The 13,233-nt window shown below is 32.0% G+C and carries 11 protein-coding genes; 10 read left to right on the top strand and 1 reads right to left on the bottom strand.

All coding sequences use genetic code 11. The annotated features are described in order from the left end of the window. Positions 1 to 2: 2 nt before the first annotated feature. Positions 3 to 1,694 (bottom strand): Rqc2 family fibronectin-binding protein, encoded by a 1,692-nt coding sequence (locus LQ608_RS02970; protein WP_239749504.1) that lies wholly within the window; start codon positions 1,692 to 1,694, stop codon positions 3 to 5. A gap of 172 nt (positions 1,695 to 1,866) precedes the next feature. On the opposite strand from LQ608_RS02970, the gene gmk reads away from it, so the two are divergent. The 10 genes from gmk to pknB all read left to right on the top strand — a co-directional run bounded on the left by gmk (position 1,867) and on the right by pknB (position 13,211). Beyond that, complete coding sequence (gene gmk, locus LQ608_RS02975) at positions 1,867 to 2,490, top strand: guanylate kinase (RefSeq protein WP_078356093.1); 624 nt, start codon at positions 1,867 to 1,869, stop codon at positions 2,488 to 2,490. Further along, on the top strand, positions 2,490 to 2,690 hold the full coding sequence (gene rpoZ, locus LQ608_RS02980; RefSeq protein WP_016911048.1) for a DNA-directed RNA polymerase subunit omega: 201 nt from the start codon (positions 2,490 to 2,492) through the stop codon (positions 2,688 to 2,690). The genes gmk and rpoZ overlap by 1 nt, the downstream gene beginning before the upstream one ends. A gap of 166 nt (positions 2,691 to 2,856) precedes the next feature. Further along, complete coding sequence (coaBC, locus tag LQ608_RS02985) at positions 2,857 to 4,059, top strand: bifunctional phosphopantothenoylcysteine decarboxylase/phosphopantothenate--cysteine ligase CoaBC (RefSeq protein ID WP_239749507.1); 1,203 nt, start codon at positions 2,857 to 2,859, stop codon at positions 4,057 to 4,059. After that, positions 4,056 to 6,464, top strand: a complete 2,409-nt coding sequence (gene priA, locus LQ608_RS02990) for a primosomal protein N' (RefSeq protein ID WP_239749509.1) — start codon at positions 4,056 to 4,058, stop codon at positions 6,462 to 6,464. Before coaBC ends, priA begins: the two co-directional genes overlap by 4 nt. Before the next feature lie 201 nt (positions 6,465 to 6,665). Continuing rightward, on the top strand, positions 6,666 to 7,154 hold the full coding sequence (def, locus tag LQ608_RS02995) for a peptide deformylase (protein WP_078356098.1): 489 nt from the start codon (positions 6,666 to 6,668) through the stop codon (positions 7,152 to 7,154). Then, complete coding sequence (gene fmt, locus LQ608_RS03000; protein WP_208143949.1) at positions 7,147 to 8,079, top strand: methionyl-tRNA formyltransferase; 933 nt, start codon at positions 7,147 to 7,149, stop codon at positions 8,077 to 8,079. Before def ends, fmt begins: the two co-directional genes overlap by 8 nt. After that, positions 8,076 to 9,386 carry a 16S rRNA (cytosine(967)-C(5))-methyltransferase RsmB gene (gene rsmB, locus LQ608_RS03005; RefSeq protein ID WP_239749511.1) on the top strand — a complete coding sequence of 437 codons (1,311 nt, stop codon included), beginning with the start codon at positions 8,076 to 8,078 and terminating at the stop codon, positions 9,384 to 9,386. Before fmt ends, rsmB begins: the two co-directional genes overlap by 4 nt. A gap of 1 nt (position 9,387) precedes the next feature. After that, entirely contained in the window at positions 9,388 to 10,479 is a 1,092-nt protein-coding gene (gene rlmN / locus LQ608_RS03010) for a dual-specificity RNA methyltransferase RlmN (RefSeq protein WP_078356101.1), read from the top strand. Between the two features lie 3 nt (positions 10,480 to 10,482). Then, entirely contained in the window at positions 10,483 to 11,229 is a 747-nt protein-coding gene (locus LQ608_RS03015; protein ID WP_239749924.1) for a Stp1/IreP family PP2C-type Ser/Thr phosphatase, read from the top strand. Then, positions 11,226 to 13,211, top strand: coding sequence for a Stk1 family PASTA domain-containing Ser/Thr kinase (gene pknB, locus LQ608_RS03020; RefSeq protein WP_239749513.1), 1,986 nt, complete (start codon positions 11,226 to 11,228; stop codon positions 13,209 to 13,211). The genes LQ608_RS03015 and pknB overlap by 4 nt, the downstream gene beginning before the upstream one ends. The last annotated feature ends 22 nt before the right edge of the window (positions 13,212 to 13,233 follow it).

Raw genomic sequence — 13,233 nt, forward strand, 5'->3', positions numbered from 1 at the left:
ATTTATTGTTTTAATAATTTTTTAATATCATCATAGTCTGTTGTAACGTACAGAGTTGATTGACTATCATAAGTTACAAATCCTGGTTTTGCGCCACTTGGTTTGTGGACATTTCTTATTGCAGTATAATCTACTGGTATTTGTGCTGACTGACTTGCTTTAGAATAATAAGCTGCAATCATTGCCGCTTCTTCAATTGTTGTATCTGTTGGTTCGTCTTCTTGTATAACAACATGTGAACCTGGAATATCTTTCGTATGGAACCACAATTGATTTTTTCTTGCTACTTTATGAGTAAGATAATCGTTTTGTTTGTTGTTTTTACCAAGTAATATTGTTTGCCCATCTGAAGAAACAAATGTCGTGATTGTTATTTTATTTGATTTTTTCTTTTTCTTACTTTTACGTTTTTTTACAAAACCTTGGTCTTCTAATTCTTCTCTTATATCGTCTATATCTTCTACTGATATATGAGCAAGTTGTTGTTCTAATGACTCGAAATATAGAATGTTAGAATGAGTAAGTTTAATTTGCTTTTCTAATTCTATTTCTCTTGTCTTGAGTCTGTTATATTGTTTGTAATAATATTGTGCATTCATTGAAGGTGATTTAGTTGGATTTAATGGTATAGAAATAGGTTCATTATTATAGTAATTGATTGTTTCTAACATTTTATCACCTTGGTTGATTTGATACATATTAGCGGTAATCAGTTCACCATATAATTGTTGCTCATCTTTAGTACGAGCTGCCTCTTTTTCGTTAATCAATTTTTCTAATTTATTTCTATTTTTTTGTAAATGTTGATCTATAATTTTCACTAAATCTAGCGCGCGTTGTTTAACGCGTTCTCTCTCTCCACGTGATTCATAAAATCTATCTAAACATTCATGAATTGTATCAAATGCCATATAATTATTTCCATAAGTATGTAAAGGCATGAAATAGAAGATTTCTTTATTTGTTGAATCATCACTATAAATTACAGGTTTAGGTGTTTGATCTACCTCATTCATTACTTCATCAAAAGATTCTACTAACGTTTCTTGATTCATAAATGGTCTTCGAGAAACAATTTCTTTTGTAATCAGTGGACTAAAACCTTCAAATTGTTGTAATAATTGTCGGTCTATTTTACCTGCATTATAATTGATATATTTATTTACATCGTCTACTTCAAATGGATTTAATTTTTTAACAGTAGGAGGATATTCATATTTGAAACCAGGCATAATTGTACGAGCAGTATTTGTATTTGGAGTATGATGTTTAAAGCCATCGATAATTTTACGTTCTCCATCTATTAAAATAATGTTACTATGTCTTCCCATAATTTCTAATACAATTGTTCGTTTTCTTAAATCTCCAATTTCATCTCTTGAATGTATATCAATCTCTACTAATCTATCATTTCCTATTTGAGTAATACTTTGTATAATTCCTCCATCTAAATGTTTTCGTAATACTCTTAAAAACATTGGAGGATCAAAAGGATTGTCATACTTTTCCGTTGTTAAATGAAAACGGCTAAAATTTGCATGTGTTGATAATAATAGTTGTTTGTTTTTTCTTTCACTACGAATTGTTAAGATAATCGTATCTGAACTTGGTTCAGCAATTTTATGAATTCGCCCAGAAACGAGCGATTGAATATCTTCAACAATCTTTCTTGTAAATAAGCCATCAAAAGCCATTTGCACTCACACCTTTATCAAAAGTCAATTTATTGTAACATGTAAGGGATTAAATGAGTATAATTCTGTTTAATCTTACAACCTCTCTAGCCATATATAATTGAAATATGGTAAGATATAAAAAACAAAATGATAATAAATTGTTAGTATTCATTAGGAAAGGTCGTTTGACATGAACATTGAAAAAGGGTTACTGATAGTGCTCTCTGGCCCATCTGGAGTTGGTAAAGGAACGGTACGTAAATCAATATTTGATGATCCTAGTACGGATTTTAAATATTCTATCTCTATGACTACTAGGAAAATGCGTCAAGGTGAAACAGATGGTGTAGATTATTTCTTTAAATCAAGAGAAGAATTCGAAGCTTTAATTGCTGATGACCAATTTATAGAGTATGCTGAGTATGTAGGTAATTATTATGGTACGCCTGTACAATACGTTAGAGATACAATGGATAACGGTTATGATGTATTTTTAGAAATCGAAGTTGAAGGTGCTAAACAAGTTAGGAAGAAATTTCCTGAAGCTTTATTTATTTTCTTAGCACCGCCGAGTTTAGAACACTTGAAAGAAAGGTTAGTTGGACGCGGTACTGAATCAGACGAAATCATCCAAAACCGTATTTTAGAAGCACGTAAAGAAGTAGAAATGATGAACCTTTACGATTATGTTGTTGTAAACGATGAAGTTGAATTAGCTAAAGAACGTATTCAATCAATCGTAGAAGCAGAACATTTAAAAAGAGAACGTGTTGAAGCGCGCTATAGAAAAATGATATTGGAGGCAAAAAAATAATGTTATACCCACCACAAAATGAATTAAAAGACAGTATTAATTCTAAATATTTAGTCGTTACGACTGCAGCTAAAAGAGCCCGAGAACTACAAGAACACCCTGATAGTTTATTATTAGATGAATATCGTTCATTAAAAAATGTAGGTCAAGCACTTGAAGAAATAGCAGCACATAAAGTATATGCTAAACTAGAAGACTAATTATCATTTTCTAAAAAAGATCTTTTATGTATGGGAAAAAGAATCCCTTCATAAAAGGTCTTTTTATTTAAATGGAGGTAAGTAGTTTATATTCATGACAGTCTATTTTAAAGAATGTATAATAAATATAAAGATTTAGAATCGAATTTATCGGAGGATTACACAAATGAAGAATATACTTCTAGCTGTAACTGGTGGAATAGCTGCCTATAAAGCAATAGATTTAACGAGCAAATTAACTCAAAGTGGTTATACTGTGCGTGTCATGTTAACAGAGAATGCACAACAGTTTGTTACACCATTAGCTTTTCAAGCAATTAGTCGTAACCATGTTTATACGGACACTTTTGATGAAAAAGATGTAAGTGAAATACAACATATAACGTTAGCAGATTGGGCAGATGCGGTTATTGTTGCACCTGCAACAGCAAATACGATTAGCAAATTAGCAAATGGATTAGCTGATAATATAGTGACATCTACATTGCTTGCAACAACTGCTCCAGTATTTATTGCGCCAGCTATGAATGTACATATGCTAGAGCATCCATCAATAGTTAAGAATATGTCACAACTTAGAAATTATGGATATAAATTTATTGCACCAGGAGAAGGCTATTTAGCATGTGGTTATGTTGCAAAAGGTAGAATGGAAGAACCTATAACGATACTAACTATTATAGATGATTATTTTAAAGAACAATCAAATCCACAAACCTTTGCTCTCCAAGGCAAAAATGTACTCGTAACTGCTGGACCAACTGTAGAAAAAGTCGATGCAGTAAGATATTTTACAAATCGATCAAGTGGTAAGATGGGATATGCATTAGCAGAAGCTGCTAGAAATTTAGGGGCAAATGTCATATTAGTTAGTGGTGAAACGAGTTTATCACAACCAAGTGGAGTAGAATTCATTCAAATATCTAGCGCTGAAGAAATGTTTCAGGCAGTTAAAGAACGAATGGATGATATGGATATGATTATTAAAGCAGCAGCTGTAGCTGATTATACTCCAGTTAAAACAGTAAATAATAAAATGAAAAAACAAGATGGTAATTTAGAGCTTACTTTTAAAAGAACGACAGATATTTTGAAATATTTAGGGGAACATAAGGATAAACAATATTTGGTTGGCTTTGCAGCTGAAACAGATAATGTGGAATCTTATGCTATGGGCAAACTGAAAAAGAAAAATGCTGATGTTATAGTTGCTAATCATGTAGCAAACCAAGAAATTGGATTTAGATCATCAGACAATGAAGTCGAAATGTTTTTTGCAAATGGAGATAGAGTACCTTTAGCTAAAGAATCAAAACAGAAAATAGCTTTTAAAATATTAAATGAAATCACTAGTAGGTGGGAAGATTGATCGCAAATGTTGTAGTGGATATTCCAGCTAAAAACGTCGACAAAATTTTTGATTATATTATACCTCAAGATATAGAGGATATTGTTAAAGTCGGTGTTAGAGTTGAAGTGCCTTTTGGTTCAAGGAAAATTCAAGGCTTTGTTATTGGTATTAGTGAAAAATTATCAAGTGATATAGACGAGTCTAAATTAAAGTCTTTAATTAGAGTTAAAGACTTTAAACCAGAATTAACTTCTGAATTAATCAAACTAAGTGAGTGGATGTCTAATTTTCATTTAGTTAAACGAATTTCAGCATTAGAAATCATGTTGCCTAGTGCTATTAAAGCTAAATATCAAAAAGTATATATCATAAATGATCCGGATGCTATTCCTGCACAATATTTAAATCATTTTAATAAAGAAGGTATGTTAACTTTTGATCAAGCTCAAACACTACAAATCGTAGCAGAATTAGAAAGCTATGCAAAAACAGAAGAATTAACTAAAGATACGATTGTAGGGCAACAATTAACGAGAAAGTATGCAACGTGTGTAAGAATTATACCGACAGATAGACTGGATGAAATTATCGAATCATTACGTACGAGAGAAAAACAATTAGATATAATTAATTATTTAATAGAACATAGACATGAAGATGTATTGTTAAAAACATTAAAAGAAGAAGGATTTTCTAATTCTAGTATTAATACTTTAGTTAAAAATCAAGTTCTAGAAAAATACGAAGCCATTGTAAATAGAGACCCTTATGAGCATAGAATTTTTGAAAAAGAACACAATAAAGCTTTAACAGAAGCGCAACAAGAAGCTTTTACTCAAATTGATGAAGCGGTTAAAGCAAATGAATCTAAGACATTTTTATTACATGGTGTAACAGGCTCAGGTAAAACAGAAGTTTATTTACAAACAATTGAGAATGTCTTAAAAAAAGGTGAGCAAGCTATCATGCTCGTGCCTGAAATTGCTTTAACACCACAGATGGTCAATCGTTTTAAAGCACGATTTGGTGATGAAGTTGCAGTACTGCATTCAGGACTATCAAAAGGTGAAAAGTATGATGAATGGCAAAAAATCAGAGATGGTAAAGCGAGTGTTTCAGTAGGAGCAAGATCTAGTGTGTTTGCACCTTTTGAAAAGCTAGGTCTCATTATTATTGATGAAGAACACGAATCAACGTACAAACAAGAAGACTATCCGAGATACCATGCAAGAGAAATTGCTATATGGAGAAGTGAATATCACCATTGTCCAGTAGTATTAGGATCAGCAACACCAAGTTTAGAAACATTTGCTCGAGCAGAAAAAAATGTATATCAATATTTAGGATTACCTGATCGAGTTAATCAACAGAAGATGCCAGAAATTGAATTAATCGATATGAGAGAAGAATTACAAGAAGGAAATAGATCTATGTTCTCTCATCATTTAACAGAAGCCATTCAAGAAAGAATAGATAAAGGTGAACAAATTGTACTTTTTTTAAATAGAAGAGGACATTCATCTTTCGTGTTATGTAGAGATTGTGGACACGTACCACAATGTCCCAACTGTGATATTTCACTTACATATCATAAAACACATGATGACTTAAAATGTCACTACTGTGGTTATAGTGAACCTATGCCACAAAAATGCCCAAGTTGTGAAAGCGAACATATTAGACAAATGGGTGTCGGAACTCAAAAAGTAGAAGAAATTATATATGAAACATTTGATCGCGCTAAAGTGATTAGAATGGACGTAGATACAACGTCTAAAAAAGGTGCACATGAAAGATTATTAACAGCTTTTGGTAATCAAGAAGCAAATATTTTATTAGGAACTCAAATGATTGCTAAAGGATTAGATTTTGAAAATATTACATTAGTAGGCGTATTAAACGCTGATACAATGCTCAATTTACCAGACTTTAGATCAAGTGAGAAGACATTCCAATTACTCACACAAGTAGCAGGTAGAGCAGGTAGGCATAAGAAACAAGGAGAAGTAATGATTCAAACATATAATCCTGATCATTACGCTATATTAGATGTAACAAAGAATGACTACTTGTCATTTTATCAAAAAGAAATGAAATTTAGACAAGTCGGTAAATATCCACCTTATTACTATCTAGTGAATTTAACAATCAGTCATGTCGATAAGAGGAAAGTGTTGCAAGCATCCAAACATATTCATGGCATACTTGTACAACACGTAACAACACAGTCCTTCATATTAGGACCATCACCAAGTCCGTTGTCACGAATAAACAACCAACATAGATTCCAAATACTTATAAAGTTCAAGAATGAACCAGACTTGTTAACAGCTTTGAAATATCTAGATGATTATTACCATGAACAATATATGAAAGACAAACTCTCATTAGAAATAGATATTAATCCGCAAATGATGATGTAAGTATAAAATCCGTGAAAATGGTCTAATCCAATTTGCATTATTCTCACTTGTGATTTTATCTTTAGTTTGTGTGACAACTTTTTAAAGAGAACTCAAAATTAAACAAATGTGATTAGCGATGGAGGATAAATATTCTCTGTCGCTTTTTATGTTGATTTACGTTATAATTATACGATGAGTTTTTAAAAAGGAGCGATAGAGATGGCTGTAAAACCACTTGTTACGGTACCAAATCCAATATTAAATAGAGAAGTTAAAGATGTTGTTACTTTCGATGAATCTCTAAAAGAATTGATTTCTAACTTAGAGGACACAATGTATGAAAATGATGGGGTAGGTATTGCTGCTCCTCAAATTGGTGTTGATCTTAAAGTTGCGATTGTTGATATGGAGCAAGAGGGTATTTTGCAGCTTATCAATCCAACAATTGTTTCTCAATCTGAAGAAACTGAAGCAGATGTAGAAGGTTGCTTGAGTGTTCCGGGTGTTTTTGGGGAAGTTAATAGAAGTAAAATGATTGTTGTTAATAGTAATGACTTGAATGGGAATAGTGTTGAATTAACGGCATACGATGATGTTGCTAGAATTATTTTACATGAGGTCGATCATTTATATGGTGAGTTGTTTACTGATAAAATGACGAGAGAAGTTAGTGAAGAAGAACTAGAGGAGATGTATAAGGATGAGTAAAATCGTATTCATGGGTACGCCAGATTTTTCTACAGGTATTTTAGAAATGCTTATTGAAGATCATGAAGTCATTGCTGTTGTTACTCAGCCAGATCGTCCTGTAGGTCGTAAGAAAGTACTAACGCCACCTCCAGTAAAAGAAGTAGCAATCAAACATAATATTCCTGTTTATCAACCTGAAAAATTAAATCATTCTTCTGAATTAGAAGAAATTATAAATTTAAAGCCTGATTTAATTGTGACTGCTGCTTTCGGGCAATTGTTACCAAAATCATTACTTGATGCACCGAAATATAAAGCAGTTAATGTACATGCTTCTTTATTGCCTAAATATAGAGGTGGAGCACCAATACATTATGCAGTGATGAATGGTGAAAAGAAAACGGGTGTCACAATTATGTATATGGCTGAAAAGCTAGATGCAGGTAATATCATTAGTCAAGATGAGATAATCATTAAAGAAAACGATACAGTAGGGGATGTTCATGATCAACTAGCAGTACTTGGTACAGAGTTATTGAAACGAACTTTACCTACTATTTTTAATGGAACGAACGAAAGTACACCTCAAGATGAATCTTTAGTAAGCTTTGCTTCTAATATTTCAAGAGAAGATGAAAGAATTGATTGGTCACAAGATGCTCAATCCATTCACAATCATATAAGAGGACTATCTCCATGGCCAGTTGCTTACACGACGATGAACGATAAGAATTTAAAACTTTGGAGAAGTGAAATTGTTGAAAATGTTAAAGGTGAACCTGGTGAAATTGCAGAAACGACAAAAGACTCTATAATTGTTGCAACTGGATCTGACAATGGTGTGGCTTTAACAGAAATACAATTAGCGGGTAAAAAACGCGTTAAAACACGTGATTACTTGAGCGGATTACAATCAAAAATTGATGGGACTAAACTAATATGATGAAAAACAATGTAAGATATGTTGCATTAACGATTCTAGACGATGTATTAACTGGAGAAGCATACAGTAATCTACAACTTAATGAAGCAATAAAAAATGAAGCAATTTCTAAAAAAGATGTAGGACTACTAACTGAACTAGTTTACGGCACACTACAAAGAAAGCTTACTTTAGAATACTTAATAGAGCCATTTATTCAAACCAAGTTAAAAGGTTGGATGAAACGTTTATTAACAATGAGCGCATATCAGTTTGTGTATTTGGATAAAGTACCTGACCATGCAATAATTAACGAGGCAGTTAATATTGCAAAAGTACGAGGTGATTTGCATAATAGTAAAGCTATTAATGCGATTCTTAGAAACTTTATATCATCTCCACTAAGAACTTTAGATGAAATTAAACATGATGATAAACGATTATCAATAGAAGGAAGCGTACCACTTTGGTTAACTAAACATTGGATTACACATTTTGGTTATGAGAAGACAAGAGAAATGTGTTTATTAAGTTTAACGCCTCCAAACACTACTGTCAGAGTCAATACGACAAGAATATCGGTTGAAGATGCAGTTGAAAGATTACAAAGTAATGGTTATACTGTCGAAATAGATAAAGATATCGAAAGATGTTTACACATTAAAGGTGAACCTATCGTCAATGATCGATTATTTAAAGATGGATTGTTATCTGTTCAAGATAAGAGTTCAATGTTCGTAGCAGAAATTTTAAATCCAAAAGAAAACAGTACTGTATTAGATACATGTAGTGCACCTGGCGGAAAGACTTGTCATATTGCAGAAATGATGAACCAAACTGGCCAAGTTGATGCATATGATATTCATCCCCATAAAATAGATTTAATTGATTTTAATATCAAAAAATTAAGATTAGAAAATGTTACAACAGATGTTCATGATGCAACTAAACCATTTGATAAGACATATGATTATGTACTAGTTGATGCTCCTTGCAGCGGATTCGGTGTTATGAGAAGAAAGCCAGAAATTAAATATGATAAAACTGCTAAAGATGTAGAATCATTATGGCATTTACAATTAGAAATATTGGAAAATGCAAGTAAATCTCTAGCACCTGGTGGAGAGCTTGTATACTCAACTTGTACGATTGAACAAATGGAAAATGAAAATGTTGTTTATTCATTTTTAAAAGCAAATCCAGAGTTTGAGTTTGCTCTATTTAATGATCCAAGAACCAATCAAGAAACAAAAACATTACAGTTATTACCGCAAGATTATAATTCAGACGGATTCTTTATTACTAAAATTAAGAGAAAGGAAAGATAATATGCCAGCGATACAGAAAAAGCGCAATAAATTTATGCCAAACTTCGAAAGACCTTCAATATACTCTTTACAGTTAGGAGAATTAGAAGATTGGTTGATTGACCAATCAGAACCGAAGTTTAGAGCTAAACAAATCTTTGATTGGTTATACGTTAAAAGAGTAGATGCTTTTAGTGAAATGACTAATTTATCAATAGAATTAAGAGAAAAATTAGTTCAATCATTTGAAATTACAACGTTAGAAGTAGCTGTTAAACAAGAAAGTAAAGACGGTACAATTAAATTCCTATTTGAATTACAAGATGGATATACGATTGAAACAGTTTTAATGAGACATGAATACGGAAACTCAGTATGTGTAACAACACAAGTAGGCTGTAGAATAGGTTGTACATTCTGTGCATCTTCTATAGGTGGGTTAAAACGTAATCTTGAAGCAGGAGAAATTGTGGCTCAAGTATTAACAGTTCAAAAAGCTTTAGATGAATCAGATGAACGTGTAAGCCAAGTTGTAATTATGGGAATTGGTGAACCATTTGAAAATTATGATGAAATGATGGGCTTCTTAAAAATTATTAATCATGATAAAGGCTTGAATATCGGTGCACGTCATATTACAGTATCTACATCAGGTATCATTCCTAAAATTTATGATTTCGCAGATGAATCTCTTCAAATTAATTTTGCGGTAAGTTTACACGCTGCAGATAATGAAACACGTTCAAGATTAATGCCAATAAACAGAGCTTATGATTTAGATAAATTAATGGAAGCTATAGAATATTATGTTAGTAAAACAAACAGAAGAATCACTTTTGAATATGGCTTATTTGGTGGCGTAAATGACCAAGTACATCATGCAAAAGCTTTAGCAAAATTAATCAAAAATTTAAATTGCCATGTTAACTTAATTCCAGTAAATCATGTACCTGAACGTGATTATGTTAAGACTTCAAAAGAAGATATCTTTAAATTTGAAAAAGAATTAAAAAGAAATGGCATAAATGCTACAATTAGACGTAATCAAGGTGCAGATATCGATGCTGCATGTGGTCAACTAAGAGCAAAAGAGCGAAAAGAAGAAACGAGGTAAGAAATCATGGAAGCACGTTTTTTTACAGATGTCGGTCAATTTCGAGAACAAAATGAAGATGCAGGTGGTATCTACACGAACCAAACTGGGCAAGTCCTATTAGTGATTTGTGATGGAATGGGTGGACATGCTGCAGGTGAAGTTGCAAGTCAATTTGTGAATAATTCACTTAAGGATAGATTCGAAGAAGAAAATTATATTGAATATGATCATGCTGAAGATTGGTTGAAATCCAATCTTGCTGATATTAATAGACAATTATATAACGAGTCTATGAACAACGAAGAATATAGAGGCATGGGTACAACTTGTGTTTGTATAATTGTATATGAAAAAGATATCGTTGTTGCTAATATAGGTGATTCACGTGCTTACCTGATTAACAGTCGTGAAATGATGCAATTAACAAATGATCATACATTTGTTAATCATCTTGTTACGATTGGAGAGATATCTAAAGAAGAGGCTTTTACACATCCTCAAAGAAATATAATAACGAAAGTAATGGGTACAGATAAACGAGTTAAGCCAGATGTTTTTTACTATAACACTAAATATTATGACTATCTTTTATTAAATTCTGATGGTTTAACTGATTATTTACGTGAAGATGATGTACAACAAATTATTATGACTCATAAAGGTTCAACGGAAGATATAGGCGAAACACTTATAGAAGAAACCATTGAAGCTGAAGGTAAAGATAATATTTCATTAGTATTATACCCATTTGAAGGTGGGAAAATATGATAGGTCGCATAATCGCCGGTCGCTATGAATTTGTGAAATATCTAGGTGGCGGTGGTATGAGTAATGTTTATTTAGCAAAAGATAACATCTTAAACCGTGATGTAGCGGTTAAAGTCATCAACATACCGCCATATGAAAAAGAAAAAGCAGTTGAACGTTTTGAAAGAGAAGTTCAGAACACAACTATTTTGAGTCATAATAATATTGTGAATGTGTTGGACGTTGAAGAAGATGACAATTGTTATTACTTAGTTATGGAATATATAGATGGTCCTACATTAAAGGAGTATTTATGTAAAGAAGGTAAGTTATCTGCAGAAGAAGCGGTAGAAATGACACTTCAAATATTAAAAGGCATTGCACATGCACATCATCATCGAATTATTCATAGAGATATAAAACCACAAAATATTTTAATGACTAAAAAGGGTACTTTAAAAATATTAGATTTCGGTATAGCTAGAGCTTTAAGTGAAACTGCATTGACTGAAACGAATCATGTAATGGGATCAGTTCAATATTTATCTCCTGAACAAGCTAAAGGTCAATCTACTGATGAATCATCTGATATATATTCAATTGGTATCGTATTATTTGAATTGTTAACAGGACATCCGCCATTTAATGGAGAAACACCTGTAAGTGTTGCAATTAAACATATTCAAGAAGAACTGCCTTTTGTTCGAAATGAACGACCATCAGTACCTCAAAGTTTAGAAAACGTCATAATGAAAGCAACACAAAAAGAAAAAGCTTTAAGGTATCGTGATACTAATGAAATGTATAATGATTTATTAACGGCTTTAGATGAAGAGCGTAAAGATGAAACACCAAGATACGAATCGAGTTCTGAAACTAAGACGATACCTGTCGTAAAAACTGATGACAATGGAGACCAAACCAAGACAGTTCCGGTTGCAGCTACAGGTCACAGTACTTCAAACAGTGTAAATCAAGAAAATGAAAAACCTAAACGTAAAAGAAACAAATGGTTAATTGTCTTTGTACCAATTCTTTTATTATGTATGCTAGTTGGAGCGATAGGATTTGCTTTAACGGCACCTAAATATGAAGATGTACCAAACTTACTAGGCAAATCTAGAGGTGAGGCAACTGCTTTATTAAATGAAAAAGGATTGCGCAAAGGAAAAATCACTGAAGACTATAGTAATAACTTCAAAGAAGGCGAAGTTATGAAAGTTACACCTAAAGTTGGTACGAAAGTAAAAGAAATGTCTAAAGTTGATTTAGTTATTTCAAAAGGTGTTAAGACATTCACAATAGAGGATTACGTCGGTAAATCAGCTGATAATACTAAAAAGCAATTAGAGAAGCAAGGCTTTGAATCTGTTCGAATAAAAGAAGAATATGACAAAGCTGAAAATGGTACAATTATTAACCAAAATGTTGAACCAGGTAGTAAAGTAGTGCCTAAAGACACGATGATTATATTAACAAAATCAATAGGTGTACAACAAGAATATGTTAAAGACTATACTGGTGAAGAGGTTGCGACAGCAACTTCTGAACTTGAATCATTAGGATTTAAAGTTGAAACTAATGAAGTTGACAGTGAAGAATCAAAAGATACTGTAGTTAAGCAGTCATTTAAAAATGGCCAACTACCTGTTGAATCCACAATATATCTTGATGTGTCAAAAGGCAAAGACTCTAACAAAGATAAATCAGAAGATAAGCAAGACGACAAATCTGATGATAAAGACAGTCTAAGAGACAAGACTTATACTCAATCTGTTTATATACCTTTTACAGGATCAGATAAGAATAAAGGACAAAAAGTAGAAATTTTTGTAAAAGATAAAACTAATGATATTAAAGAAGTATCTGATTCATTTACTATTAAGAAAGATACACCGAAAAGTATTGATTTCACGATTCCTAAAGGTGAATCAGCTGAATACCGTGTAGAAGTAGACGGTAAAGAAATAGAAAGCAATACAATCGATTACGATGATTTTTAATTAATAATATAGCTATTTTCAT

This window comes from Mammaliicoccus sp. H-M34, from assembly GCF_022386495.1.
GTDB lineage: Bacteria > Bacillota > Bacilli > Staphylococcales > Staphylococcaceae > Mammaliicoccus > Mammaliicoccus fleurettii.

Excerpts from the sequence above, each read along its gene's own strand:
- LQ608_RS02970 (WP_239749504.1), bottom strand. The coding sequence starts at position 1,694 with ATGGCTTTTGATGGCTTATTTACAAGAAAGATTGTTGAAGATATTCAA.
- rsmB (WP_239749511.1), top strand. The coding sequence starts at position 8,076 with ATGATGAAAAACAATGTAAGATATGTTGCATTAACGATTCTAGACGAT.
- def (WP_078356098.1), top strand. The coding sequence starts at position 6,666 with ATGGCTGTAAAACCACTTGTTACGGTACCAAATCCAATATTAAATAGA.
- rpoZ (WP_016911048.1), top strand. The coding sequence starts at position 2,490 with ATGTTATACCCACCACAAAATGAATTAAAAGACAGTATTAATTCTAAA.
- gmk (WP_078356093.1), top strand. The coding sequence starts at position 1,867 with ATGAACATTGAAAAAGGGTTACTGATAGTGCTCTCTGGCCCATCTGGA.
- pknB (WP_239749513.1), top strand. The coding sequence starts at position 11,226 with ATGATAGGTCGCATAATCGCCGGTCGCTATGAATTTGTGAAATATCTA.
- coaBC (WP_239749507.1), top strand. The coding sequence starts at position 2,857 with ATGAAGAATATACTTCTAGCTGTAACTGGTGGAATAGCTGCCTATAAA.
- rlmN (WP_078356101.1), top strand. The coding sequence starts at position 9,388 with ATGCCAGCGATACAGAAAAAGCGCAATAAATTTATGCCAAACTTCGAA.
- fmt (WP_208143949.1), top strand. The coding sequence starts at position 7,147 with ATGAGTAAAATCGTATTCATGGGTACGCCAGATTTTTCTACAGGTATT.